Raw genomic sequence first — 24,541 nt, 5'->3', positions numbered from 1 at the left:
TGCCTTCAGAACGAGCCTGGCCACGGCAAAACTAACAGCTTCCGGGCTGCCCGTGGGGCGGACCGATGACACCGGCCGATAGTCGATGCACAAGCGTTGCCCAACAGGCCCCCCGGTCTTGGCATTTGGGATGCGGGTTTACGCTCGAGGCTGTGGAGGCACAATATCCGGCCCATTGGGAAGCTGACGTCGTCCTGGCCGATGGCGGCACCGCGCACGTCCGGCCGATCAGGCCCGCCGACGCGGACCGCCTCCGTTCCTTCTACTCCCGTCTGTCCGACGAATCGATCTATTTCCGGTTCTTCGGGCCACGGCCCCGGCTGTCCGACCGGGAGGTCGAGCGGTTCACCAACGTCGATTACATCGGCCGGGTCGCCCTGATCGCCACGATCGGCACCGAGATGGTGGCCGTCATCCGCTACGACCGCACCGGTCCCGGTGAGGCCGAGGTGGCCTTCCTCGTCGAGGACGCCCACCAGGGCAGGGGAGTGGCCTCCGTCCTGCTGGAGCACCTGGCGGCCACGGCTCGCGAGCGCGGCATCGAACGGTTCATCGCCGACGTGCTGCCCGCCAACATGCGCATGACGGGGCTGCTGCGCCAGGCCGGTTACACGGCCCAGAGCCAGTTCGAGGACGGCGTCGTACGCATGACGCTCGACCTCACCCCCACCGACACCTCGACAGAGGTGACGGCCGCGCGCGAGCACCGGGCCGAGTCCCGGTCGATCGCCAGGCTGCTCACCCCAGGCTCGGTCGCGGTCATCGGCGCCTCGCGCGAGCCGGGCGGCGTCGGCCAGACCGTGCTGCGCAACCTGCTGGCCGCCGACTTCACCGGCCCCGTCTATCCCGTGCACCGGGAGGTGCGCGCGGTGGCGGGCGTGCGGGCCTATCCGAGCGTGGGCGAGATCGACGGCGACGTCGACCTGGCCGTGGTCGCCGTCCCGGCCGAGGGCGTGCTCGACGTCGTCAAGGAGTGCGCGGAGAAGGGCGTGCACGGCCTGATCGTGGTCTCGTCCGGGTTCGGCGAGACGGGCGCGGAGGGCAGGGCCAGGCAGGACGAGCTGGCCCGCATCGCCCGCTCCTACGGCCTGCGCGTCGTGGGCCCCAACTGCCTGGGCATCGCCAACACCGACCCCGCCGTCAAGCTCAACGCCACCCTCGCCGCCACCGTTCCGGGGCGGGGCAAGGTGGGCTTCTTCAGCCAGTCGGGCGCGCTCGGCACCGCGCTGCTGCAACGGGTGGCGCAGCGCGGGATGGGCATCTCGTCGTTCGTCTCGGCCGGCAACAGGGCCGACGTCTCGGGCAACGACCTGCTGCAATATTGGGAAGAGGACGACTCGACCGAGGTGATCCTGCTCTACCTGGAGTCGCTGGGAAATCCGCGCAAGTTCACCCGGCTGGCCAGGCGCATCGCCCACCGCAAGCCGATCGTGGTGGTCAAGAGCGGGGGCACGCCGACCGGCCACTCGGCCGAGGAGCTCGGGCTGCCCGACTCGGCGATCAGCTCCCTGTTCGCGCAGGCGGGGCTGATCAGGGTCGACGACCTCATCCAGTTGTTCGACGTGGGGCAGTTGCTGGCGTATCAGCCGTTGCCGGCGGGGCCCCGGGTCGCGCTCGTGACCAACTCCGACGCGCTCGGCCTGCTCGCCGCCGACTCCTGCCTCGCCGCCGGTCTGGAGCCCCGTAGCCCGGTCAACCTGGGTCCCGCCGCTGGTCCGGCCGAATTCGGTGCTTCCCTCGCCGGCGAGCTGGCCTCCCCCGACGTCGACGCGGCCGTCGTCGTCTACATGCCGCCGATCCCCGGCAAGACGGACGAGGTGGCCGCCGAGCTGCTGCGGGTCTCGAAGGACTCCGGCAAGCCGGTGCTGGCCACGTTCCGGGGGCATCTGGGCATGGATCCGGCGCTGCGCGTCGAGGCGCCCGGCTCGGTTCCGGCGCGCGGCTCCATCCCGTCCTATGCGGCGCCGGAGGAGGCGGTACGCGCCCTCGCCCACGTGGTCCGCTACGCCACCTGGCGCGCCCACCCGGCGGTGCCGCCGCCGGAGCTGGACGACATCGACACCGCCTGCGCCCGCTCGCTGGCCCGGAACACGCTGGCCGCGGCCGTCCCCGACGTCGAGGGCGCGGTGGCCGGGTTCGCGCAGGCCGGGCCGCCGGTGGAGATCGACGCGGCCGAGCTGCTGTCCTGCTACGGCCTGACCGTCTGGCCGGCCGAGGTCGTGCGCTCGCCCGATGAGGCGCTGGCCGCCGCCGAGCGGCTGGGCTGGCCCGTGGTGCTGAAGGTGGCCGGCCCGGAGGCCTCGCGCCGTGCCGGGACCGTGCGGCTGGGGCTGACGGGGCCGGAGATGGTGCGGCACGCGTACGCCGAGTTCACCGAGCAACTGGGCGAGGAGGTGGAGCTGGCGGTGCAGCGGATGGCGCCGCAGCCGGCCGTCCCGACGGTCGTGGGCGTGGTGGAGGATCCCGCGTTCGGTCCCGTGGTGTCGTTCGGGCTCGGGGAGGTGACCGCGCGGCTCCTGCTCGACCAGGGGTTCCGGCTGGCCCCGCTGACCGGGGAGGACGCCTCGGAGCTCGTACGATCCGTACGCGCCGCGCCCCTGCTCTTCGGCCAGTACGGCTACCCGCCCGTCGCCGTGGACGCCCTCGAAGACCTGCTCGTGCGGGTCGGCCGGCTGGCCCACGACCTGCCCGAACTGGCCCGGCTGGACCTGGACCAGGTGCTGGTGGGGGAGTCGGACGTACTCATCCTCGGCGCCCGCGCCACCCTGCGCACCCCGGCGGGCCCCCGCCTGGACGGCGGCCCCCGCAGACTCTCCTGACCCACCCGCTCTGCTTTCCCGATCCGCTCTCAGCGAAGGGCGGGAACCGAGTGCCCCAAGGTGCACGGACAAAAGACGTTATAGAGCGTTATGTCCGGCGGGTGAGTGCACTGCCCGGTCCTGGCAGGATGGAGCCATGAGGGAAACCCGAGTCTCAGCCGCGGGCCTGCGTGAAGCGATCGAGCGCAGCGGCTACTACCCCGACCTCGTCACCGATGCGGTCGAATCCGCGCTGGGCAAGGAGGCCGTGACCGCGTTCGTGGTCCATCACGAGGCCACCTTCGATCCCGCGATGGAGGTCCGCAGGCACGTCACCGTCCTGGTGCTGTCGGCGACGCGGCTGCTCGTCTGCCACACCGACGAGCACCCGGCCGTCGAGGGCGTCTCGGCCTCCCACGCCTCCACCACCACGGAGGCCGTGCGCCTGAGCCGCGTCCAGTCGGTGGCGGTCACCCGCGTCGTGCCCGACCCCGCCTCCTACGTCCCCGGCGTCCCTCCCACCGAGGTGACGCTCACGATCGGCTGGGGTGCCATCTCCCACGTGGACCTCGAGCCGGCCACCTGCGGAGACGAAAACTGCGAGGCCGACCACGGCTACACGGGCGCGATCACGGCCGACGACCTGTCGCTCCGCGTCAGCGAGGCGGCCGACGGCCCGGAGGCCGTCACCCACGTCCTCGCCTTCGCCAAGGCTCTGTCCGAGGCCACCGCCCGCGCCGCCTCCTGACCCCGGCCTTCCCCCGCAGACCCACCCCCTCCTGACACCCGGCCCTTCCGGAACACCCGCCCCCTCCAGGCCCCAGCCCCTCCCGACCCCAGCCGCTTCGGGCCCGGCACCCTCGACGCCCTGCAGCGCTTCAAGTCCCGTAACGCGCTGTCGACCTGGGACAGCGCGATCGCCGCCCTCCTGGAGCGAGCGGAGACCGGGCCATGATGACGCGTCTGCCGGCGGCGGTGGTGGTGATCGTGATCATCGACTCCCTGCCGGACATCAAGCGCTCCCTGACGATCCGCGCCATGTGACCAGGTGATCGGGGGTGGGAGATCGCGGAGGGCTACACTGAGCGCCATGCTGACGCCGGGATACGGCGGCGGATCACTCACGGATCTGCCCGACTCGCTGCTGGCCGCGCTGGGCCTGCGCGGCCCCAACGCGCTCGCCCTGGAGCCCGCCGACCGGGTCTGCCTGTTCCTGGTCGACGGCCTGGGCGCCGACCTGCTGCGCGCCCATCCCGAGGCCGCGCCGTTCCTGTCCGGGCTGGCGGGCCGCACCCTGACCGCCGGATTCCCCGCCACCACCGTCACCAGCCTCTGCTCCCTGGGCACGGGCCTGACGCCGGGCGAGCACGGCATGCTGGGCCTCATGCTCGCCGTGCCGGGCACCGGGCACCTGTTCAACTGCCTGCGCTGGACCCTGCCCGGCCACCAGGTCATGGACCCCGAGGAGTGGCAGCCCGCCACGACCGTCTACCAGCGCGCCGCCGAGGCCGGCATCCAGTCCGTCTACGTCGCCCCCGCCGAGTTCGAGGGCACCGGGCTGACCCAGGCCGTCTACCGCGGCGTCCGCTACGCCTCCGCCGAAACCGTCGACGAGCGCGTCGCCCGCGTCCACGAGGCGATGCGCGAGCGGCCCGCCCACGTCACGGTCTACTACGGCGACCTGGATGCCATGGGCCACATGGTCGGCTGGGGCGGCGACGATTGGCTGCGCCAGCTCGCCATCGTCGACGACATGGCCCAGCGCATCGCCGAGGGCCTCCCGCCCGGCTCGGCCCTCTACATCACCGCCGACCACGGCATGGTCAACGCCACCGAGAAGATCGACGCGGAGAGCGTCCCCGAGCTGGCCGAAGGCGTCGCCCTGCTCGGCGGGGAGGCCAGGGCCAGGCACGTGTACGCCCGTCCTGGAGCCGCGAAGCAGGTGCTGGAGTCCTGGCGCGCGACCCTGCGCGACAAGGCGTGGGTCGTGTCCAGGGAGGAGGCCGTCGAGTCGGGCTGGTTCGGGCCGCGCGTGCGCGACGCCTGGCTGGAGCGCATCGGCGACGTCGTGGCCGTGCCGCACACCGACCTGGCCATCACCGCCTCGGCGACCCACCCGTTCGAGGCGCTGTTCACCGGCTACCACGGTTCGCTGACGCCCGCCGAACAGCACGTCCCGCTTCTGGAGGTACGCACGTGACGAGCCCGCTGATCACCCCTGCCGAGTTGGCCGCCCTCGACGGGGCGACCGTGCTCGACGTGCGCTGGCGGCTCGGCGGCCCGCCCGGGGCGGAGTCCTACCGCGAGGGCCACATCGAGGGCGCCGTCTACTGCGACCTCGACACCGATCTGGCGGCCTCGCCCGGCGAGGCCGGTCGCCACCCGCTCCCCGGCGCGGAGGCGTTCCAGGCCGCGATGCGCCGCCTGGGTGTCTCGGACGACCGCCCGGTGGTGGTCTACGACGACGCCGCCTCCACGGTCGCCGCCCGGGCCTGGTGGGTGCTCCGCTACTACGGCCACCGGCGGGTCCACGTCCTCGACGGCGGCCTCCCCGCCTGGACCGCGGCAGGTCTCCCCGTCACCAGGGACGTTCCCGAGCTGCGGGAGGGCGACTTCACCGCCCGCCCCGGCGCCATGCCCACCCTGACGGCCGGCGAGGCCGCGACCCTGGCGGCGGAGGGCACGCTCCTTGACGCCCGGGCCGCCGAACGCTACCGGGGCGAGGTGGAGCCGGTCGACCCGGTGGCCGGCCACGTCCCCGGCGCGATCAGCGCCCCGACCACGCAGAACGTGGGCCCCGACGGCAGATTCCTGCCCTCCGCCACCCTCCGCACCCACTTCACGGACCTGGGCGTCCGCGAAGGAGCCCCGACCGGCGCGTACTGCGGCTCGGGCGTGACGGCCGCCCACGAGGTGCTGGCCCTGGAGGTGGCGGGCATCCCGGCGGCCCTCTACGTGGGCTCCTGGTCGAACTGGGTGGCGGACCCGTCAAGGCCGGTGGCGACAGGTCAGTAGAGGGCTCCGTCGCCGGCGCCGAAGCACGAGAAGCCCAGCTCGCCCGTCTTGGCGGCCGCCAGGGCCAGCGCCGCGTCCGGCGCCTGCCCTGACGCCACCAGCTCGTGGAAGGTGCTCATCAGCGCCCGCGCCGACTCGTCCCGCACCGGCACCAGGCCCGCGATCACGCACGACGACCCCTTGGCCAGGAACGTCCCCGGCAACCCCAGCGGTGCCCCCTCCATCGGTGTCCGCGACATGCCCGAATTGCACGCCGACAACACCACCAGCCCGGCCGCCCGCCCCAGGTCCAGCAGGTCGTACGCCATCAGCGACCCGTCCTCCAGCGTGATCCCCGACACCAGCGGGCTGCGCGCGTGGAACACCCCGTGCGCCGCCAGGTGCACCACGTCCGCCGTCCCCAGCGCCTCCAGCACCGTCTCGATCCGCCCGGGCACCTCGCGCCCGCCCCGATGGCAGGACAGCACGTGCGCCACCTCGGCGTGCGCGTGCGCCAGCGCGGGCCCGGCCGCCGCCACCACCGAGACGGGCCCGCCCGAGCGGGCCACGCGCTGCTGCCGGGCCCGCACCCAGGCGGCCGCGCTCGCGGCCACGCTCACCGGCCGCTCGCGCAGGCACGGCAACGCCCCCCAGGGCAGCGTGTGCAGCGCGCCCACCGGCACCACCACCAGCGGCCGGTCGCCCAGCTCGGGCGCCAGCGGCCGCAGCACCAGGCGTTCGACCTCGACGGCCGCGGCCTCCACGTCGTGCGGGGCCCCCTGCCGCCGCAGCGCGTAGCGCAGTCGTACGATCGCCTCCCCGACCTGCCGCATGCCGCCCAGCCGCCGCAGCACGGTCCGCTCGTCGGCGACCAGCACGGCCAGCAGCGTGTCCTGGTCGGCCACGAACTCGACCAGGGCGCCGTGCCCCAGCTCGGCGCGTACGCGGCCCGGATCGACCAGCGAGCAGGCGTGCGCGGGAGCCGCCACCGCCCGCCACCGCTCGGCCCACTCGAACACCTCGTCCGCGCACCCGTCGCGCACCGCCAGCCCCAGCCCGAACGCCGCGAGCTGCTCCCCGGCCCGGGCCGCGTGGGCGCGCAGCGACGGGTCCTCGAACGTCTCCACCCGCCCGCTCACCTCCGCCAGCCCGTCGTGCACCGCGCGGAAGGCCCCCGTGACGTCCTCCTGCAGGGACGCTTGCAGCGCGAGCGCGTGCTGCCGCACCGGCACCGGGATCTGCGACGCCTGCGCGAGCTGCCTGGCCTGCGGCTCGGAGGCCAGCGAGGTCAGCCGGGTGCCGGCCGGCATCCACCGCTCGCGCCGCTCGGCGTGCCGGGTGAGCCGGGCGAGCTGCGCCGAGGCCGTCGGGTGGTCGTCGACGGCGAGCGCCGCCTCGGCCGCCGCCAGCCGCAGCGCCGCCGAGCCCGCCCGGTGGGCGAACCCGTCCTCCAGCTCGTCGGCGCACGCGATCAGCTCGGCGACCAGCTCGGGCGTGACGGGTTCGAGCGCCAGCCGCGAGCGCAGGACCACCTCCCTGGCCAGCGGCAGCCACGACATCCGCTCCTGCGCGGCCAGCTCGCCCGCCGCCTGCTCGGCCACCTGCCTGGCCCGGTGCGGGTCGCCGGTCAGCAGCTCCACCTGGGCCAGCTTCAGCCGCGCCTCGGCCAGCGCGACGTAGGCGCCCGACGCCTCCAGATCGGGTACGGCCAGGCTCAGCATCGCCCTGGCCTCACCCGGCAGATGCGCCGCCAGCAGGGCGCCGGCGAAGTCGGCCCGCATCGTGGCCAGCCGCTCGGGATAGCCGAACAGGGTGTCTTCAGCCTCGCGGTAGTGCTTGAACGCCCCGGCGAGGTCGCCCCGCCGCACCGCCAGGAAGGGCAGGTTGGCGGCCGACAGCCGGGCCAGGTGCCGCAGCCCGGAGTGGCTGGAGATCTGCAGGCAGGCGGTGAGGTCGCGCATGGCGGCGTCCCAGTCGCCGCGGTAGGAGTGGATGAGGCCGCGGTTGAGCAGCCCGCCGGCCAGGAACCTGCGGTCGTCGATGGTGCCCGGCGCGGTCACGAGGGCCCGTAGCGCCCGGTCGCAGGAGGCGATGGCCTCCTGGTAGCGGCCCAGATGGGCGAGCGCGACCGCGCGCTGGGTGTCGAGCTTGGCGCGGTCGAGCGGGGCGAGGTAGGCCCAGGCCAGCGCCGCCACGCGCAGGGCCTGCAACGGGTGGCCGCGCTCGGTGCGTACGGTGACGAGGGAGAGCCGGGCCTGCGCCAGACGCACGGGAGGGGCTCCCGGCGTGCCGATGGCCGCGCGCAGGTGCTGCTCGGCGCCTTCGAGGTCGCCCAGCTCGCGGGCGGCCAGCGCCATCGCCCTGAGCGCCATGACCCGGGCCTCCAGGTCGCCGGCACGATGGGCGCTCTCCAGGATGATCTTGCCGGCCCGCATGGCGTGGTCGGGGTCGATCAGCGCGCGCATCATGGCGGCCTCGGCCGCCCTGGCGAGGGGGCCGAGGTCGCAGGACGCGTCCTGGTCATCCGGTGTTGCGCTCATCGGCTGGCCTTGGTCGAGATCTTGCGGTGGCGGGTCAGGGCCGGATGCGCACCCAAGCGGTCTGTACGGGTGCGTGACCGGGCCGATGGCACACCACGCTGAGCCAGCCGGGCGGCAGGCCGGTGGCGGCGAAGTGGCCGGTGCCGGTGACCCGCCGGGTCAGGGTGAGATGAGGAGTTCGTACATCGACGAGGGCGCCCTCTCCCGGGTAGGGGAAAACCTGTCCCGCGACATCGATGAGCCCGTCTCCCTCCGTCACCTCGAGTTCGAAGGTGAGACCGGCCGCGACGAAGCGCACCAGGTGGGATCCGTCGTCGTCGCGCACGCCGCGGATCGCGGCGCACTCGGCGGGAACGGCGGTCACCGCGCTGGGGACCCGGAGCCCGTAGACGTCACGCGCGGCCGCGGACACCTGACTCGGAATCGGATCGTTCCCGGTGGCCAGCCGGAGTGCGGCCAGAAAATAATCGTCATTGATCATTGCGCCGTCTCCTGTAGCGAGATCAGAGTGCGCAGTTTTTCCAGGCAGCGGGCCTTGGTCGGGCCGACGCTGCCCACGGGCAGGGCGAGCCGTGACGCCACCTGCTGGTTCCCAAGATCGATCGCGACCAGCTGGAGGAGTGAGCGGCAGGGTTCTTGCAACGTGGAGACCGTCTGCCAGAGCAGGCGCCGGCCGTCGGCCTCCAGGACGGCGGCCGCCGGGTCGGGGTCCTCGACGATCTCGGGGACGAAGACGCCGGAGCGCTCCTTCCGCAGCAGCAGGAGGGACTCACGGCGGACGGTCGTCATGAGCCAGCCTCCTACCGCCGAGGGATCCCTGATGCTCTGGAGATGCTGGACCAGGCGCAGCCAGGAACCCTGGACCGCGTCCGCCGCGTCGGCGGGGCTCAGGCCGCACGCGCGGGCGACGGCCCACATGTGCGGCCCGAACCTGGCCACGAGCTCGTCCCAGGCCGAATGATCGCCGCCGGCCGCGGCTACGAGCAGCTCCGCCGAGTCGCGCACGCGGCCTCCTTTCGTCCGGCACGGGAAGGCGATCATGCCTCCTCGTGATTGACCGGGGACTGTGAGTGAACTCTACAGATTCGCCGGGACGAGAACTCCCAGATCCGGAATTTGCCGGGTCTCCTCAGAGTCAAGGAGCCGGTCGGCCGCCCGCCTCGCGGGCTCGTCCCTGGCCGCGTGGGCGATGGCCCCGGCCACCAGGGCGGTGGAGAAGGAGGTGCCGCTCCACGCGGCGTAGCCGGCGAAGTCTCCCGTTTCGAGATAGCTGCTGGTCAGCCAGTCGCCCCTGGCACACGCGTCGACCCAGGTGCCGTGGCCGGAGTAGGGCGCCCGGTCCTGCAGGCCGGCGTCCAGGGCCCCCACGCCGATCACGCAGGGGAGCGCGGCGGGCCAGAACGGCCGGTCCGAGCCGGTGTTGCCCGCGCAGGCGACCGTCACCGTCTGGGTCAGCGCGCCGATGGCGTCGCCCAGCAGGGGCGGCGGCCGGTCGTCGAAGGTGTGGCCGCCGAAGGACAGGTTGAGCACCTGCGGGGGGTTGCCGCGCAGGCGGTGCAGGACGCGTACGACGGACGCCTCGTCGGCGAGGCCGTCGCCGTCGAGCACCCGGTGCGGGCGCAGCGACACGCCCGGCGCCTGCCGCGCCAGCAGGCCGGCGATGAACGTGCCGTGACCGGCCTGCGTCCCCTCGGTCGCGTCGGCGTCGTCAGGGCCGAGACGGCCGTACCAGTCGCTGCCCGCCCACCACGGATGCTTGGCGACGCCGGTGTCGAGCAGGCCGACGACCACGTCGGAGCGGGACCGGCCCTGCTTGAAGCCGACGGGCGGGGCGGGGAAGACCCGGGACGCCGGACCGCCGAACCACAGGGGCTGGCCGCGCAGCACGTGGTTGGGCGAGGCCCGCAGGCCCTGACCGCGGAGATCGGCGGTGACCTCGCAGGGGTCGACGCCCGCCGAGAGGTGGATGACGCAGACGCCGTCCGCCTCGGAGACCGCCTGGGTCCAGCGCGACGCGGCGGAGAGCGCCGTCCGATCGGCCAGTAGCTGACCTGGGCGGATGAACGCTTCGCCGACTGATTGGATTTCCATGAGCGGGTATGTATCCCCATGGAGACGAGCTGTCACGCGCCACTCCCGCACCAACTTGGTATGGCCCTGCACTGGTGCCGGGTGGCGACCGACGGTAGTCTCTCCCTAGTCACTTGTGATCATCCCGATACGAGGCCGTTGGGGAAGGCGCACCTCGTACCGAAACGGGAGGTCCGGTGTCTGCTCGTGGCGTCCTTTACGTCCACTCGGCTCAGCCCGCGCTGTGCCCTCACATCGAATGGGCAGTCGCGGGTGTCCTTGGCGTGCCCGTAGATCTGACGTGGACTCCGCAACCCGCCGCGCCCAACGTCGTGCGCGCACAGGCGGAATGGGAAGGCCGCGCGGGGATCGCGGCGGCCATCGCCTCCTCGCTCATGGGCTGGCAGCGCCTCAGGTTCGAGATCACCGAGGACGCCTCACCCGGCGTTGACGGGTCCCGGCATGCCTACACGCCGACGCTCGGCGCGTACACGGCGGTGATCGGCGCGGCCGGTGACATCATGGTCCCGGAAGACCGGCTGCGCGCCGCGATGATGATGGCCGCCCAGGGGCGGTGCGTCCTGGAGGACGAGCTGGACAAGATGCTCGGCCGGCCGTGGGACGAGGAGCTGGAGCCGTTCCGCTACGCGGGCGACGGCGCCCCCGTCCGCTGGCTGCACGCCGCCGTCTGACTCCCTTTCCAGGCGCGGACGTACGGATGGCATGATCGCCGTGCTCGCGCGCCGGTGCGCCAGGAAGCCGCGGCCCTCGCCCCGCCCCGGAACCGCCACTTCGTACGGCCGGAAGACCCCGGAACGGCGGAAGGCCCCGCACCGAAGCAGGTGCGGGGCCTTCCGTGTGTCCGTCTAGAGCGGGATGTTGCCGTGGGCGCCCCTGGCCGGGGTGGCCTGGGCGAGGACCTTGGCGATCGCGCCACGCGTCTCCGCCGGCTTGATCACCTCGTCGATGACCCCCAGCTCCTGCGCCCGCGTGAGCCCACCGGCGAGCTTCTCGTGCTCCTCGGCCAGACGCTGCTCCAGCTCGGCCCGCTCCTCCTCGGGCGCGGCCGCCAGCACGCGCCGCTTGAGGATGCGCACCGCGGCCACCGCGCCCATGACCGCGACCTCGGTCGTCGGCCAGGCGAAGACCTTGGTGGCGCCGAGCGCGCGGGAGTTCATCGCGATGTACGCCCCGCCGTACGCCTTCCGCGTCACCAGCGTGACCCGCGGCACCGACGCCTCGGCGAAGGCGTGCAGCAGCTTGGCGCCGCGCCGGACCACGCCGTCGTGCTCCTGCCCGACACCCGGCAGGTAACCGGGAACGTCCACGAGGACGACCAGCGGAACGCCGAACGCATCGCACATCCGGACGAACCGGGCGGCCTTCTCGGCCGACGTGGCGTCGAGGCAGCCGCCGAGCCGCATCGGGTTGTTGGCGATCACGCCGACCGTGCGGCCACCGAGGCGGCCGAGCGTGGTGACGATGTTGGGCGCCCACTTGGGGTGCAGTTCGAGGCCGGGCTCGTCGAGCAGGCCGTTGACCAGCGGCTTGACGTCGTAGGCGCGGCGCGCCGACTCGGGCAGCAGCGAGGAGAAGTCGGTCTCCTCGATCTCGGTGGTGCGCACCCGGCCCTGGTGGCCGAGGAGCACGGCGAGCTGCCGGGCCTTGAGGTAGGCGTCGGTCTCCGTCTTGGTGATCACGTGCACGACGCCGCTGCGCTTGCTGTGCGGCTCGGGGCCGCCCAGGGCGGCGCTGTCGACGTTCTCGCCGGTGACGCTGCGGACCACGTCGGGGCCCGTGACGAAGATGCGGCCGGAGTCGGCCAGGATGACGAGGTCGGTGAGCGCGGGACCGTAGGCGGCGCCGCCGGCGGCGGGGCCGACGACCACGGAGATCTGCGGCACCACGCCGGACGCCTTGGTCATGGCGGCGAAGACCCGGCCGACGGCGTGCAGCGACTCGACGCCTTCGGCGAGTCGCGCACCGCCGGAATGCCAGATCCCGATGACCGGCACCCGTTCACGGACGGCCACGTCGTAGGCGTGCACGATGTGCTCGCAACCCTCGCTGCCCATCGCGCCGCCCTGGAAGCGGGCGTCACTGCAGAAGGCGACGACGGGAACACCCTCGACGCGGCCCATGGCGGCCAGGACGCCGCTCTGGTCTTCGGAGGTGATGAGCCGCAGCGAGCCCTCGTCGAGCAGCGCGGTCAGGCGGACGATGGGATCACGGGGATCGGCGGGCTCCTGGTCGGAGCCCTCGGTCACCACCCGGTTGTCGAGCACGGTCATTTAAGCCCCCTTAAACACGACGGTCACGTTGTGGCCGCCGAATCCGAACGAGTTGTTGACCGCGGCGATGTCGCCTTCCGGCAGCGCGCGGTTCTCGCCGTGGACGATGTCCACCTCGATGCCGTCGTCGATGTTCTCGAGGTTGATGGTGGCCGGGACGATCCGCTCCTGGAGAGCCTTGATCGTGAAAACGGACTCGATGCCGCCCGCGCCGCCGAGCAGGTGCCCGGTCATGGACTTGGTGGAGGTCACCAGCGGGTGGGTGCCGATGGCCTTGGCCACCGCCTGCACCTCGCCGACGTCTCCCGCGGGGGTGGAGGTGGCGTGCGCGTTGACGTGCTTGACGTCGAGCCCGGTGATTCCGGCGTCGGTCAGCGCCTGCGTCATCGCCATGATGATGCCCCGGCCCTCGGGCTCGGGCTGGGTGATGTGGTGGGCGTCGGCGGAGTAGCCGACCCCGGCGCAGTGCGCGTAGATCCGCGCGCCGCGCGCCTTGGCGTGCTCTTCGGACTCGAGCACCACGATGCCCGCGCCCTCGCCGAGCACGAACCCGTCACGGTCGCGGTCCCACGGCCGGGACGCGCCTTCCGGGTCGTCGTTGCGCTGGGACATGGCCCGCGCCGCCGCGAAGGCGGCCATGTTGAGGCCGTGGATGGCGGCCTCGGTGCCACCCGCGACGACCATGTCGGCGCGGCCGGCCCTGATCATGTCCATCGCGTAGCCGATGGCCTCGGCGCCGGACGCGCACGCCGACACCGTGGCGTGCACCCCGGCCTGGGCGCCCAGGTCGAGCCCGATCCAGGCGGCCGGGCCGTTGGGCATGAGCATCGGCACCGTGAAGGGCGACAGCCGGCTCCAGCCGCGCTCCTTCCAGGTGTCGTACGCGCTCAGCGTCGTCGAGATGCCCCCGATACCGCTGGAGACGACGACACCGAGCCGCTCGGGCGCCACGTCGGGAGCGCCGGCGTCCTGCCATGCCTCCCTGGCGGCGACCATCGCGAACTGCTCGCTGCGGTCGAGGCGGCGAGCCTCGGGCCGCGGCAGGACCCCGGCCGGATCGACCATGGCCGTCCCCGCGAACTTCACGGGGACGGAGTCGATCCAGTCCGTGGTCAGGGTCTTGACGCCCGACTGACCGGCGAGGAGCGCCGTCCAGGTCGAGGTGACGTCTCCACCGACGGGCGTCGTCGCGCCAAGCCCGGTGACGACGACACGTACCCGGTTCGCACTCACGTTTTCGCGCTCCTTACTGTTCAGTCGGGTATTGCCTAGTGCTGGATGAAGGTGAGGACGTCCTTGACCGTCTTCAGGTTCTTGAGCTGGTCGTCGGGGATCTCGACGCCGAACTCGTCCTGGGCGGCCACGGCGATCTCGACCATGGACAGGGAGTCGATGTCGAGGTCGTCCACGAAGTTCTTCTCGGGGGTCACGTCGGACGCCGGAATGCCGGTGATCTCGTTGATGATCTTGCCGAGGCCCTCGAGGATTTCCTGCTCGGTGGCAGCCATGTCGCTAGTTCTCCTTGTTGGTTATCTGGGTTCTGTACGGACACGCCGCACAAGCTCGATCGAACAGATCGGATTCTAGGGAATCTCGATCACTTGGCCCGCGTAGGTCAGCCCCGCGCCGAAACCGAGTGTCAGTGCGAGACCGCCGGAGCGGACCTCGCCGCGCTCCAGCATGCGCGAGAGCGCGAGCGGGATGGAGGCGGCGGAGGTGTTGCCCGCGTGGACGATATCGCGGGCGATGACCGCCTGCTCGGCGCCCAGCTTGCGGGCGATGGCCTCGATGATGCGGAGGTTGGCCTGGTGGGGCACGAACGCCGACAGCTCCGACGGGTCGACACCGGCGCGGGCGCAGGCTTCGAGCGCCACCGGGTGCAGCGCGGTGGTGGCCCACCGGAAGACCGTCTGGCCCTCCTGGTAGAGGTAGTTGTCGCGGTCTTTGATGGCGATCGCCTCCGACTTGTCGCCGGAGCTGCCCCACACCACGGGGCCGATGCCGGGCACGTCGGAGGGGCCGACCACCGCGGCGCCCGCGCCGTCGGCGAAGATCACGGCCGTGGACCGGTCGGTCCAGTCGACCCACGACGACAGCTTCTCCGAGCCGACGACCAGCACGTGCCTGGCCGATCCGCCGCGTACGGCGGCGCTGGCGGTGGCCAGCGCGTAGCAGAAGCCGGCGCAGGCGGCGTTGACGTCGAAAGCGCCCGGCGCCTTGATGCCGAGACGGTGGCCCACGACCGCGGCGGCGTTGGGGATCTGGGTCTCAAGGGTGCAGGTGGCCACGATGACCAGGTCGACGTCTTCGGGGGACAGGCCGCTCGCGGCGAGCGCCTTGCCGCCGGCGATGGTGGCCATGTCCTCGACCGACTCGCCGTCGGGGGCGACCCTGCGCTCCTTGACGCCGACGCGGGACTGGATCCACTCGTCGTTGGTGTCCATCGTCTTGGCCAGGTCGTCGTTGGTGACGATGTTGGCCGGCTGGTAGTGGCCGAGAGCCAGCACCTTGGCGCCGGGGGCGATGTCGGGGATCCTCACTTGATCAGCTCCCTGGCCGCTTCGAGGTCGTCTGGGGTCTTGAGCGCCACGGTCTGGACGCCGCGCAGGCCGCGCTTGGCCAGGCCCGTCAGCGTGCCGCCGGGCAGCAGCTCGATCATCTTCGTGACCCCGAGACCGGCCATGGTCTCCATGCAGGCGTCCCACCTGACGGGGTTGCTGACCTGCTTGATCAGCCGGTCGAGGAACTCGGCGCCGGTGGCGACCGGCTGCCCGTCGGCGTTGGACAGCAGCTTCACGCCGGGGTCGGCGGCGACGACGTCGGAGGCGGCCTCGCGCAGACTCTGCACGGCCGGGGCCATGTGGTGGGTGTGGAAGGCGCCCGCGACGGAGAGCGGGATGAGACGGGCACGGGCCGGCGGGTCCGCCTTGAACGCGGCCAGCTGCTCCAGAGTACCCCCGGCCACGAGCTGCCCCGCACCGTTGCTGTTGGCGGCGGTCAGCCCGTGCTTCTCGACGCCGGCCAGCACCTCTTCCGCGACGCCGCCGAGCACGGCGGTCATGCCGGTCTCGGTGGCGGCGGCGGCCTTGGCCATGGCCTGGGCGCGCTCGCGTACCAGGGTGAGCGCCTGCTCGGGGGTGAACACCCCGGCCAGCGCGGCGGCGGCGAACTCGCCGACGCTGTGGCCGGCGAGCAGGCCGGGGGCCGCGCCGAGGGCCTCGGCGGAGGCGAGCGCGGTGGCCACGAGCAGCGGCTGCGCGACGGCGGTGTCGCGGATCTCGTCGGCGTCTGCGGTGGTGCCATAGGCGACCAGATCGAGCCCGACGACCTCCGACCAGGCGCCGAGTCTGTCGGCCAGACCGGGCAGCTCAAGCCAAGGGGTCAGGAAGCCTGGTGTTTGGGCACCTTGGCCCGGAGCGACGAGTACAAGCACAAAAACCACCATGCCCTGTAGAACTTCGACACGCGGATGGAGATCCGTACGAACTTTGTCCGGGGTGTTTTGTAGGAACCCTACAGTGGGGATTTCGGCCCGATTACGTTAGAGCGCGCCATGTTACGGCGCTTTCCGAGAGCCTGCCGAGGATGAGGCCGACCTGCAGGGTGAAGGCGGAGCGGCCCTCCGTGGGCTGGTAGCCGGTCAGCTCCGTGATCTTCTTGAGCCGGTAGCGCACGGTGTTGGGGTGGACGAACAGCAGCCGCGCCGTCGCCTCCAGCGAGGTGCCCTGCTCCAGGTACGTCGCCAGCGTGTCGAGCAGCGGCGTGCCCGCCAGCGGCAGGTAGACGTTCTCGATGAGCTGCTCCCTGGCGTCGATGTCGCCGTCGAGCGCCCGTTCAGCCAGCAGGTCCTCGGCGTGCACCGGCCTGGGCGCGTCCGGCCAGCCGGAGGAGGCCTTCAGCCCGGCCAGTGCCGCTCTGGCGGACCTGGCGGCGGCGTGCAGGTCGGGCACCTCGGGCCCGATGACGATGGGCCCCACGCCGAACCGCGCCACGACCTGCCTGGCCGCGTCGTCGACGCTCCCGGCGCCGCCCACGATGACGATCAGCCGGTCGGCCTGCACCCCGGCCAGCAGGTCCATGCCGATGCGGCGGCCCTTCTCGCGCAGGCCGTCGATGACCGCCCGCGGGTCGCCCTCGGGGGCGTGGCCGGCGATGACGACCACGGGGGAGGAGGTCCAGCCGAGCGCGGCGGCCCACGAGTGCAGCCCGTCGTCCACCTCGCCGCGGACGAGGGCGTCCACGATCAGCGCTTCGAGCCGGGCGTCCCACGAGCCCCTGGCCTCGGCCTCGCGGGCGTAGACGTGGGCGGCGGCGAAGGCGACGTCGCGCGTGTAGCGCAGCATGGCCTGCTGGAGCTGGTCCTCGCCGCCGGCCGCGGCCAGCTCGTGGGCCTGCGCCTCGACGACCTCGACCACGACCCGCACGATGTCGACGGTCTGCTGCAGCGAGATCGAGCGCTTGAGCTCGCGCGGCGCGGTGCCGAAGAACTCGATGCTGGGCGTGTCTCGCCCCGCCTGCTGGAACCACTCCACGAACGCGGCGATGCCGGCCTGGGCGACGAGCCCCACCCACGAACGGTCCTCGGCGCTCAGCGCGCGGAACCACGGCAGCTGCTCGTCCATGCGCGCCATCGCCGCCGTGCCGAGCGAGCCCATGGCCCGCTCGAGCCTGCGAGTGGTGTCCTCCCGGGTCCGGTCTGTCACGCCTCCTAGAGTGCCAGGTCCGTCCCGGTGACCGGAACGGAGGTCGCCGCCGGTCTAGATCACCGCGGCTAGATCACCGCTACGGCGGTGATGAGGCCGATGGCCAGGTGGGTGACCGCCAGCAGCCGCGCGCCCGGCTCCAGCTTGGGCTCCTTGATGAGGTCGCGTACGGAGATGCCGACGATCTTGTCGAACATCAGCATCGCGACGGTCTGCACCACGATGCCGACCAGGCCGAACACCGCCGTGCTCGCGAGCCCCTCGGCCAGCCGGCCGCCGGAGGCCCAGATGGAGGCGGCCACGATCAGGCCGACCGCGGCCAGGGCGGAGGTGGTGAGCAGGGTGGCGTTGGGGTTGCGCTCGCTGCGGATGATCTCGCTGAGCTTGCCGGGCGTGGCCCAGTCGATCACGTAGAAGCCGATGATCATCAGGATCACGCCGACGGCGGCATATGAGGCGATGGCGCCCGCGCCACGGGCGAGGGTCTCGAGAAGGGTCACTTCAGGTCCGTTCTAGCGAAGAAGGGGGTCACACCGCGATGCGATGTGGCACGAAAGATGAGGTGTCGTCGGTGATGAGGCCGGTCGTCTCCCTGACGCCCAGGCCGGCGGCCTCGTCGGCGACCATCCAGGCGCCGAGCACCGGCCGCTGCCCCTCGAACACCGGCAGCGCCTCGAAGCCCTGGTAGACGTAGCCCTCCCGGCCGTAGATGCCGGGCGTCTCCTGGGTGCCCTCGGGCGTGACGATGCGCATCGAGGCGCCCTCCCTGCCGAGCAGCGGCTTGGCGATGTAGGAGGTCAGGTCGCGCGGGCCGTCGAGGTAGGCGGGCAGCAGGTTCGGGTGGCCGGGGTTGAGCTCCCACAGCACCGCCAGCAGCGCCTTGTTCGACAGCAGCGTCTTCCACAGCGGCTCGATCCAGGTCGAGTGTCGTACGGCGTGGCGCCCGAAGTCGTCGGTCAGCATCCACTCCCACGGGTAGAGCTTGAAGGCCGAGCGGATCATGCGCTCCTCGACGTCGAGGAAGCGGCGGTTGAGGGAGTCCCAGCCGATGTCCTCCATGGCCACGGCGACGGTCTGCAGGCCCGCCTGCTCGGCGGTCTCCTGCAGGTAGGCCACGGTCATGGCCTCTTCGCCCGTCTCGTCCGCGTTCGTGAACGCGAAGTGGGTGGGCCCCGGCGGCAGCCGCAGCTCGCGCCAGCGGTCGATCAGGCGCTCGTGCAGCGAGTTCCACTGGTCGTCGTCCGGGAAGACGTCCTGCAGCCAGAACCACTGCACGACCGACGACTCCACCAGGGAGGTGGGCGTGTCGGCGTTGTACTCCAGCAGCTTGGCCGGCCCCGTGCCGTCGTAGCGCAGGTCGAAGCGGGCGTAGAGGTAGGCGTCGCGCCGCTCCCACGAGCGGGCGACCTCCTCCCACGACCATTCGGGAAGGGCGAAGTCGGCGAAGCGCCCGGCCGAGACCACGTGCTCGACGGCCCGCAGGCACATGCCGTGCAGCTCCTCGACCTGCGTCTCCAGCTCCTCGACCTCGTCCATCGAGAAGACGTAGTGAATGGATTCGTCCCAGTACGGGCGGCTCAGCCCGGCAGGATGCGCGGCACGGTGGTAGGCCAGTCCCTGGCTCTCGATCGTCTTCTCCCAGCCGGCCCTGGGAGTGGAGTGTTCGCGGCGCATGTCGTCAGCTCCCGCCGCCCCAGCTACGGCCGAAGCCGCCCCGCTGGATCTCCTTGCCGCTACGGCTGCTGATGTTGGTGTCGGAGGGCCGCACCGTGGTGCCGCCCTGCATGCGATTGCCCACTCTGTGCCCGCCGTAGTACCACATGTACGCCCCGCGTGATCCCCCGTAGTACACCGTGGTGCGGTTGTCATCGTCACAGTAATCGTCGTCGACGACCTCGTAGGTGCCGTCCTCCAACTGGACGACGCAGTCCGCGGTGACGTCCTCGTCGTCCGTCACGGCGGCGCAGTAACCGACCACCATGACGGACAGGACCCCGAGAACGACCAACGGGACGACTTTCGACGACTTGCGCGGCGGCGGCTGGTGTTGCGCCGGATGTGCCATCAAACTCCTGCTTTCCTGGGCCGATCAGCCTATCGGCGGCCCTCATCCCCGTTCAATGTGTAGATCCCCGTGGTTGTCGTTCACTTGGGTATGAATGAACGCATGAATCCGGTCGAGGCCCTGCGCGAGATCGCCTTCCTGCTCGAGCGCGCGGGCGAGCCCACCTACCGCGTGCGTGCCTTCCGCCGCGCCGCCGCGGTCGTGGACGATCTGCCCGAGGACGAGCTCGTCCGGCTGGCGCGCGGCGGCGGGCTCGGTGATCTGCCCGGAATCGGGAAGGTCACCGCCCTTGTGATAAACGAAAGCCTCAATGGTGAGGTTCCAACGTACTTGCGGAGAATGCGGGCAACCGCGGGCGTCGAGCTCGACGAGGAGACCGCCGCGCTGCGTACCGCGCTGAAGGGCGACCTGCACAGCCACTCCGACTGGTCGGACGGCGGTTCGCCGATCGAGGAGATGGCGGAGGCGGCCCTCGGGCTCGGGCACGAATACTGGGCGCTGACCGACCACTCGCCGCGCCTGACCGTGGCCAAGGGGCTGTCGGCCGAGCGGCTGGAGCGGCAGCTCGAAGTGGTGGCCAAGCTGAACGAGCGGCTGGCGCCGTTCCGGATCCTGACCGGGATCGAGGTCGACATCAACCTGGACGGCTCGCTCGACCAGGAGCCCGAGCTGCTCGGGCGGCTGGACGTGGTGGTGGCCAGCGTGCACTCCAAGCTGCGCATGGGCGGGGAGGACATGACGCGCCGGATGGTCACGGCCGTGGCGAACCCGCTCGTGGACGTGCTGGGGCACTGTACGGGGCGGGTGGTGCAGGCCGGTGGGAAGCGGGGGGAGAAGCGGCCTGAGTCGGAGTTCGAGGCGGAACTGGTCTTCGAGGCGTGCCGGCGGTTCGGGGTGGCGGTCGAGATCAACTCCCGGCCCGACCGGCTGGATCCGCCCAAGCGGCTGATGCGGCTGGCGTACGAGATGGGGTGCGTGTTCTCGATCGACTCCGACGCGCACGCGCCCGGGCAGCTCGACTGGCAGCGGAACGGGTGCGAGCGCGCCGCCCGCTGCGGGATCGAGGCCGAGCGGATCGTGAACACCTGGCCGCTGGACCGGCTCCTCGACTGGACGCGCGCGACCGCCTGAGGCCGTGTTCGGACGGGTGGAAAAACGGCGCTTCGTTGCGTTTGTGAGAAGTCGGCGGGCGCGGAGCGCCGTGGGACACTCGCCGAACCGTGAGACCCCTGTGGCCGCGCGGTTACGTGGGTGTGCCGGGGCGGGCGGGCGACCCGCGATTGTCGGTGGCGCGGCGTAGCGTCTCGGCTGTGAATCGTACCGACCGGCTCTACGCGCTCGTCGAGGACCTGCGTGCCATCGCGCCCCGCTGCCGTTCCGCCCGCGAGCTCGCCAGGCGGTTCGAGGTCAGCGTGCGCACGATCGAGCGCGACATCACCGCGCTGCAGGAGTCGGGCGTGCCGATCTACGCCGAGGCGGGCCGCAAGGGCGGTTACGCCATCGACAAGAAGATGTCCCTGCCCCCGCTCAACTTCACCCCGGCCGAGGCCGTGGCCATCGCGGTGGCGCTCAGCCGGGCCGGCGACCAGCCGTTCGGCCGGCAGGCGCGCAGCGCGTTACGCAAGGTCGTGGCGGCGATGCCGGGCACCGAGGGCGAGCTGGCCAGAGAGCTGGCCCGGCGCGTGCAGCTCATCCGGCCGCGAGACGAGCCGGGCAGCGAGATCCAGCCGCTCGGCGCCGAGGGCATCTCCCGGGCCATCGAGGAGGCGCTGCTGCGCCGCCGCGTGCTCAGGCTCGACTACGCCGACGCCAAGGGCGCGCTGACCTCGCGCGACGTCGAGCCGGGGGTGTTCCTGGGCGGGCGGGGCGGTTTCTGGTATCTCGTGGCGTGGTGCCGGCTCCGCGACGACGTGCGGGTCTTCCGGCTCGACCGGATCGCGGCCGCCACCGTCACCCCCGAGCGCTGTCCCGACCGGCCGCTCGAAGGCTTCGCCAGCGAGGTGCCGGAGATGATCGTCCACGGCACTCTGCTCGATTAATCAATCGAAAACACCGACATAGGGTTGTCGCCATGACGTTAGATCGTTGTCTTGTTCGAGAAATAAGGGAGACGACGATGGACAACACGGTGACCTGGTTCGAGGTCGCTACCGACGACCCCGAAGACGCCCAGCGGTTCTACGGCGGGTTGTTCGGCTGGACGTTCGCCGCCGGTGAGGAGGGGCCGGTCGACTACCGCATGATCGGCCACCCGGGCGCCGAGCAGCCGGCGGGCGGGCTCTACAACACCAAGGGGGAGTTTCCGGCCCACGCGATCTTCCACGTGCAGGTGGCCGACGTCGAGGCGACCTGCGCCCAGAGCGAGTCGCTCGGCGGCAAGGTGATCATGAAGGTGATCGACGACGGCGCCGGCACCGATTTCGCCTACCTGAGCGACACCTCCGGCAGTGTCTTCGGAGTCTTCCACCGCAGGTGATCACGCGTTCGCCCGGCCGGGACTGCGCCTTCCCCGCGACACCCCGCACGGCGAGCGGACCGATCACCGATCGCCCTGGACACGCCGCCGATCGCCGAGCGGCGGCGCGTCCAGGGCCATTTCACGAAGTCCAGGGCCATTTCACGAAGTCAGAAGACGGTTTCAGAACGCCGCGGCGGCCAGCCAGCGGTCCAGGAGGGCCCGGTCGCCGTAGACGGTCAGCGCGTCGGGGGAGCGCCGGCCGTAGAGCAGGAGCAGCAGGTCCGCCACGGGGCCCTGCACGGCCACGTCGCCCTTGGCGTGGCCGCGCGCCCATGTGATCTTCCCGGCGGGGCCCTGAGTGATGGTCCACTCGCCGTCGGCGTCGTTCGCGTGGAGGTGGATCGTGGCCCCCTCCGCGCCGAGCTCCGCCAGCCGCCGGGTCACCCAGGCGGCGTGCGGCAGGTTGTGCAGGAACTCCTCGACGCCGTCGATCGCGGTCTCCGCGGGGATGGCCGGGTCGGCGCCGAGCGCGAGCTCCGCGTCGGCCCGGTGAATCACCAGCTCGAAGAGGATCCGGCGGGGCCACCAGGACGCCCGCTCGTCCGGCCCCCACGTCCACACGGTCATCGACGGGTCGGTGGCGCGCAGGGTCTCCAGCAGTTCGGCGGCCCCCGCCGCGAGCCAGTCGGCGTCGCCGTTCTCGCCCTCGGCCAGGTCACCGGGCACCTGCCGTGACCAGATCCGCTCCCGCACCTGGTTGCGCAGGACGTGCGTCGCCCAGCGGTGGGTCTGGCCGACATGGGTGATGAGCTCGGCGAGCGTCCATCCCGGGCACGTGGGCACCGGGACGGACAGGTCGCCCGCCAGGGCCGCCAGCCGCGCGGCCTCCGTCTGGATCTGCGAGTGGTAGTCCGTCACCCGCCCCAGACTAGGCCGCCCAGACCGGACCGCTCAGACAGGGCCGCTCAGACCGGACCGCTCAGACAGGGCCGCTCAGGTTAGGCCGCCGGGCAGGTGGCGCCCCGCTCGGGCATCTTGCCGTCGACCAGGTACGAGTCCACCAGCCCCTGCACGCACTTGCTGCCCGACAGGTACGCCCCGTGCCCCTCGCCCTGGTACGTCACCAGCGTCGCGGTCTTGAGCTGAGCCGTCAGCTTGGGCGCCCACTCGTACGGCGTGGCCGGGTCGCCCTTGCCGCCCACCACCAGGATCGGCGCCGACCCGGTGGCGTCCACCCGCCGCGCCTCGTCACTGCCCTTGGCCGGCCACACCCGGCACAGCCCGCCCGACCCCTCGCTGCCGAACAGCGGCGAGATCTTCAGCGCGGCCGCCTCGGTGCGCCGCAGCGACGCCTCGTCGGGCCGTTCGGCGGTGTCGACGCAGGTGATGGCCGGGAAGCTGGTCATCTGCGTGGAGTAGGTGCCGTCCTCGCTGCGCCCGGTGTAGGAGTCGGCGAGGTACATCAGCGCCTCGCCCCGCCCCTTGAGCGCCTCGCCGAGCGCCTGCTCCAGGAACGGCCAGGTGAGCTCGGAGTAGAGCGCGGCGGCCACCCCGGTGGAGGCCAGGCCCTGGGTCAGCTCCCGGCCGTTGACCTGCAGGGGCTTGCCGGCGAGCCGGTTCATCAGCTTCCCGACGTTGGCGTTGGCGGTGGCCTGGTCTTGGCCGACGGGGCAGGCGCCCTTGACGCACGCGCGCAGGAAGCTCTCGTACGCCTTCTGGAAGCCGCGCGTCTGGGCCAGCGTGCGCTGCTCGAACGTGACCGTGGGGTCGAGGGGCGCGTCGAGGACCATGCGGCCCACGTTCTTCGGGTATTGGGTGGCGTAGACGCCGCCGAGCTGGGTGCCGTACGACATGCCGACGTAGTTGAGCTTGGCGTCGCCCACGGCGGCGCGGATGCGGTCCATGTCGCGGGCGGCGTTCACGGTGCCGATGTGGGGGAGGATCTTGCCGGAGTTCTGCTGGCAGAGCTTGGCGAACTCCTTGTTGGCCGCCTCGATCGCCCGCTGCGTCTCGTCGTCGTTGGGGAGCGTGTCCAGCGAGGTGAACCGGTCCATCGCGGCCCCGTCGCCGCAGCGCACGCCGGAGCTGCGCTCGACGCCGCGCGGGTCGAAGCTGACCAGGTCGTAGCGGGCGCGCAGCGTGGTGAGCATCTTGGCGGCCTGGTCGAGCGTGTCGACGCCGGAGGCGCCGGGGCCGCCGAAGTTGAACACCACCGAGCCCAGCCGCTTGGCCTTGCCGGTGGCCGGCAGCTTGATGAGCGCCAGGTCCAGCCGCTCGCCGTCGGGCTTGGCGTAGTCGAGGGGAACCGCGAGCTTGCCGCAGCGTACGGAGGCGTCCTGGCGGGCCGGCGGCTCACCGTCGGGGCGCTTCAGGTCGGTGCACGGCCCCCAGGCGATCTTGTCCGGTTCTGCGGTGGACTGCGAAGCCGGCTCGGCGGGTGCGGTGGAGCACCCGGCGGCCGCCACGAGCAGGGCTGCGGCAAGGACGCGACGCATACGAAACTTCCCCTCACGGATCTCAGGGGGAAGTAGTGCCCACAATACGTGACCCTGCACCAAACCTGGGTGAGGCGGCACGTACCCCTCCTGAACGTGCCGCCTCACGGGCCAAGGCGCGGAAGGC

At 72.0% G+C, this 24,541-nt stretch carries 23 protein-coding genes; 8 read left to right on the top strand and 15 right to left on the bottom strand.

Annotation, left to right across the window (positions count from 1 at the left end; translation table 11 throughout):
• The first annotated feature begins 152 nt into the window (after positions 1 to 152).
• From C4V41_RS10490 to C4V41_RS10475, 4 genes are all read left to right on the top strand, one after another.
• On the top strand, positions 153 to 2,819 hold the full coding sequence (locus tag C4V41_RS10490; protein ID WP_235030021.1) for a bifunctional acetate--CoA ligase family protein/GNAT family N-acetyltransferase: 2,667 nt from the start codon (positions 153 to 155) through the stop codon (positions 2,817 to 2,819).
• A gap of 136 nt (positions 2,820 to 2,955) precedes the next feature.
• Entirely contained in the window at positions 2,956 to 3,546 is a 591-nt protein-coding gene (locus tag C4V41_RS10485) for a DUF5998 family protein (RefSeq protein ID WP_103955548.1), read from the top strand.
• Between the two features lie 342 nt (positions 3,547 to 3,888).
• Positions 3,889 to 4,998, top strand: coding sequence for an alkaline phosphatase family protein (locus C4V41_RS10480; protein ID WP_103955547.1), 1,110 nt, complete (start codon positions 3,889 to 3,891; stop codon positions 4,996 to 4,998).
• Positions 4,995 to 5,813, top strand: coding sequence for a sulfurtransferase (locus C4V41_RS10475; RefSeq protein WP_103955546.1), 819 nt, complete (start codon positions 4,995 to 4,997; stop codon positions 5,811 to 5,813). Before C4V41_RS10480 ends, C4V41_RS10475 begins: the two co-directional genes overlap by 4 nt.
• On the opposite strand, the gene C4V41_RS10470 is transcribed toward C4V41_RS10475, so the two are convergent.
• The 4 genes from C4V41_RS10470 to C4V41_RS10455 all read right to left on the bottom strand — a co-directional run bounded on the left by C4V41_RS10470 (position 5,807) and on the right by C4V41_RS10455 (position 10,423).
• Complete coding sequence (locus C4V41_RS10470) at positions 5,807 to 8,332, bottom strand: CHAT domain-containing protein (protein WP_103955545.1); 2,526 nt, start codon at positions 8,330 to 8,332, stop codon at positions 5,807 to 5,809. The genes C4V41_RS10475 and C4V41_RS10470 overlap by 7 nt on opposite strands.
• 34 nt (positions 8,333 to 8,366) lie before the next feature.
• Positions 8,367 to 8,813, bottom strand: a complete 447-nt coding sequence (locus tag C4V41_RS10465) for a hypothetical protein (protein WP_103955544.1) — start codon at positions 8,811 to 8,813, stop codon at positions 8,367 to 8,369.
• Positions 8,810 to 9,337, bottom strand: coding sequence for an RNA polymerase sigma factor (locus tag C4V41_RS10460; RefSeq protein ID WP_235030020.1), 528 nt, complete (start codon positions 9,335 to 9,337; stop codon positions 8,810 to 8,812). Before C4V41_RS10460 ends, C4V41_RS10465 begins: the two co-directional genes overlap by 4 nt.
• Positions 9,338 to 9,409: 72 nt before the next feature.
• A complete protein-coding gene (locus C4V41_RS10455; protein ID WP_103955542.1) occupies positions 9,410 to 10,423 on the bottom strand; it encodes a S8 family peptidase in 1,014 nt (337 codons plus the stop codon).
• Between the two features lie 176 nt (positions 10,424 to 10,599).
• Here C4V41_RS10455 and C4V41_RS10450 point away from each other — a divergent pair, with 176 nt between their 5' ends.
• The gene (locus C4V41_RS10450) at positions 10,600 to 11,094 is read left to right on the top strand and encodes a DUF3145 domain-containing protein (RefSeq protein ID WP_103955541.1); all 495 of its coding nucleotides are present in this window, start codon (positions 10,600 to 10,602) and stop codon (positions 11,092 to 11,094) included.
• A gap of 174 nt (positions 11,095 to 11,268) precedes the next feature.
• Here the strand turns inward: C4V41_RS10450 and C4V41_RS10445 are convergent, their stop codons facing one another.
• The 9 genes from C4V41_RS10445 to C4V41_RS10405 all read right to left on the bottom strand — a co-directional run bounded on the left by C4V41_RS10445 (position 11,269) and on the right by C4V41_RS10405 (position 19,404).
• Positions 11,269 to 12,693 carry a carboxyl transferase domain-containing protein gene (locus C4V41_RS10445; RefSeq protein WP_103955540.1) on the bottom strand — a complete coding sequence of 475 codons (1,425 nt, stop codon included), beginning with the start codon at positions 12,691 to 12,693 and terminating at the stop codon, positions 11,269 to 11,271.
• On the bottom strand, positions 12,694 to 13,926 hold the full coding sequence (fabF, locus tag C4V41_RS10440; RefSeq protein ID WP_103955539.1) for a beta-ketoacyl-ACP synthase II: 1,233 nt from the start codon (positions 13,924 to 13,926) through the stop codon (positions 12,694 to 12,696).
• Between the two features lie 35 nt (positions 13,927 to 13,961).
• Positions 13,962 to 14,201, bottom strand: coding sequence for an acyl carrier protein (locus C4V41_RS10435; RefSeq protein WP_103955538.1), 240 nt, complete (start codon positions 14,199 to 14,201; stop codon positions 13,962 to 13,964).
• 75 nt (positions 14,202 to 14,276) lie between these two features.
• Positions 14,277 to 15,233 (bottom strand): beta-ketoacyl-ACP synthase III, encoded by a 957-nt coding sequence (locus C4V41_RS10430; protein WP_103955537.1) that lies wholly within the window; start codon positions 15,231 to 15,233, stop codon positions 14,277 to 14,279.
• Positions 15,230 to 16,126: an ACP S-malonyltransferase gene (locus C4V41_RS10425; RefSeq protein ID WP_103955734.1), complete on the bottom strand. Its 897-nt coding sequence runs from the start codon at positions 16,124 to 16,126 to the stop codon at positions 15,230 to 15,232. The genes C4V41_RS10430 and C4V41_RS10425 overlap by 4 nt, the downstream gene beginning before the upstream one ends.
• Before the next feature lie 103 nt (positions 16,127 to 16,229).
• Positions 16,230 to 17,348: a PucR family transcriptional regulator gene (locus C4V41_RS10420; protein WP_103955536.1), complete on the bottom strand. Its 1,119-nt coding sequence runs from the start codon at positions 17,346 to 17,348 to the stop codon at positions 16,230 to 16,232.
• Positions 17,349 to 17,464: 116 nt separating this feature from the next.
• Positions 17,465 to 17,896, bottom strand: a complete 432-nt coding sequence (locus C4V41_RS10415) for a DUF350 domain-containing protein (RefSeq protein WP_103955535.1) — start codon at positions 17,894 to 17,896, stop codon at positions 17,465 to 17,467.
• A gap of 28 nt (positions 17,897 to 17,924) precedes the next feature.
• Entirely contained in the window at positions 17,925 to 19,070 is a 1,146-nt protein-coding gene (locus tag C4V41_RS10410) for a glutathionylspermidine synthase family protein (protein ID WP_103955534.1), read from the bottom strand.
• 4 nt (positions 19,071 to 19,074) lie between these two features.
• The gene (locus tag C4V41_RS10405) at positions 19,075 to 19,404 is read right to left on the bottom strand and encodes a hypothetical protein (RefSeq protein WP_146103614.1); all 330 of its coding nucleotides are present in this window, start codon (positions 19,402 to 19,404) and stop codon (positions 19,075 to 19,077) included.
• Positions 19,405 to 19,563: 159 nt separating this feature from the next.
• Here C4V41_RS10405 and C4V41_RS10400 point away from each other — a divergent pair, with 159 nt between their 5' ends.
• From C4V41_RS10400 to C4V41_RS10390, 3 genes are all read left to right on the top strand, one after another.
• Positions 19,564 to 20,592: a PHP domain-containing protein gene (locus tag C4V41_RS10400; protein WP_200823861.1), complete on the top strand. Its 1,029-nt coding sequence runs from the start codon at positions 19,564 to 19,566 to the stop codon at positions 20,590 to 20,592.
• A 179-nt stretch (positions 20,593 to 20,771) separates the two neighbouring features.
• Positions 20,772 to 21,500: a helix-turn-helix transcriptional regulator gene (locus C4V41_RS10395; RefSeq protein ID WP_103955531.1), complete on the top strand. Its 729-nt coding sequence runs from the start codon at positions 20,772 to 20,774 to the stop codon at positions 21,498 to 21,500.
• Between the two features lie 77 nt (positions 21,501 to 21,577).
• Positions 21,578 to 21,937: a VOC family protein gene (locus C4V41_RS10390; RefSeq protein WP_103955530.1), complete on the top strand. Its 360-nt coding sequence runs from the start codon at positions 21,578 to 21,580 to the stop codon at positions 21,935 to 21,937.
• Between the two features lie 162 nt (positions 21,938 to 22,099).
• Here C4V41_RS10390 and C4V41_RS10385 read toward each other — a convergent pair whose 3' ends face one another.
• Complete coding sequence (locus tag C4V41_RS10385; protein ID WP_160150235.1) at positions 22,100 to 22,837, bottom strand: maleylpyruvate isomerase family mycothiol-dependent enzyme; 738 nt, start codon at positions 22,835 to 22,837, stop codon at positions 22,100 to 22,102.
• An 80-nt stretch (positions 22,838 to 22,917) separates the two neighbouring features.
• Positions 22,918 to 24,414 carry an alpha/beta hydrolase gene (locus C4V41_RS10380; RefSeq protein ID WP_103955528.1) on the bottom strand — a complete coding sequence of 499 codons (1,497 nt, stop codon included), beginning with the start codon at positions 24,412 to 24,414 and terminating at the stop codon, positions 22,918 to 22,920.
• Between the last annotated feature and the right edge of the window lie 127 nt (positions 24,415 to 24,541).

Origin of the sequence: Nonomuraea solani (assembly GCF_900108335.1) — a bacterium.
In the GTDB taxonomy this organism is placed as follows: domain Bacteria; phylum Actinomycetota; class Actinomycetes; order Streptosporangiales; family Streptosporangiaceae; genus Nonomuraea; species Nonomuraea solani.
Note: the sequence above shows the minus strand (reverse complement) of the source record. Positions and strands in the feature narration are given on the sequence as shown.

Coding starts and splice junctions, on each gene's coding strand:
- C4V41_RS10445 (WP_103955540.1), bottom strand. CDS start 12,693: ATGACCGTGCTCGACAACCGGGTGGTGACCGAGGGCTCCGACCAGGAG.
- C4V41_RS10480 (WP_103955547.1), top strand. CDS start 3,889: ATGCTGACGCCGGGATACGGCGGCGGATCACTCACGGATCTGCCCGAC.
- C4V41_RS10380 (WP_103955528.1), bottom strand. CDS start 24,414: ATGCGTCGCGTCCTTGCCGCAGCCCTGCTCGTGGCGGCCGCCGGGTGC.
- C4V41_RS10410 (WP_103955534.1), bottom strand. CDS start 19,070: ATGCGCCGCGAACACTCCACTCCCAGGGCCGGCTGGGAGAAGACGATC.
- C4V41_RS10400 (WP_200823861.1), top strand. CDS start 19,564: ATGAATCCGGTCGAGGCCCTGCGCGAGATCGCCTTCCTGCTCGAGCGC.
- C4V41_RS10465 (WP_103955544.1), bottom strand. CDS start 8,813: ATGATCAATGACGATTATTTTCTGGCCGCACTCCGGCTGGCCACCGGG.
- C4V41_RS10470 (WP_103955545.1), bottom strand. CDS start 8,332: ATGAGCGCAACACCGGATGACCAGGACGCGTCCTGCGACCTCGGCCCC.
- C4V41_RS10420 (WP_103955536.1), bottom strand. CDS start 17,348: ATGGGCTCGCTCGGCACGGCGGCGATGGCGCGCATGGACGAGCAGCTG.
- C4V41_RS10455 (WP_103955542.1), bottom strand. CDS start 10,423: ATGGAAATCCAATCAGTCGGCGAAGCGTTCATCCGCCCAGGTCAGCTA.
- C4V41_RS10485 (WP_103955548.1), top strand. CDS start 2,956: ATGAGGGAAACCCGAGTCTCAGCCGCGGGCCTGCGTGAAGCGATCGAG.
- C4V41_RS10435 (WP_103955538.1), bottom strand. CDS start 14,201: ATGGCTGCCACCGAGCAGGAAATCCTCGAGGGCCTCGGCAAGATCATC.
- C4V41_RS10390 (WP_103955530.1), top strand. CDS start 21,578: ATGGACAACACGGTGACCTGGTTCGAGGTCGCTACCGACGACCCCGAA.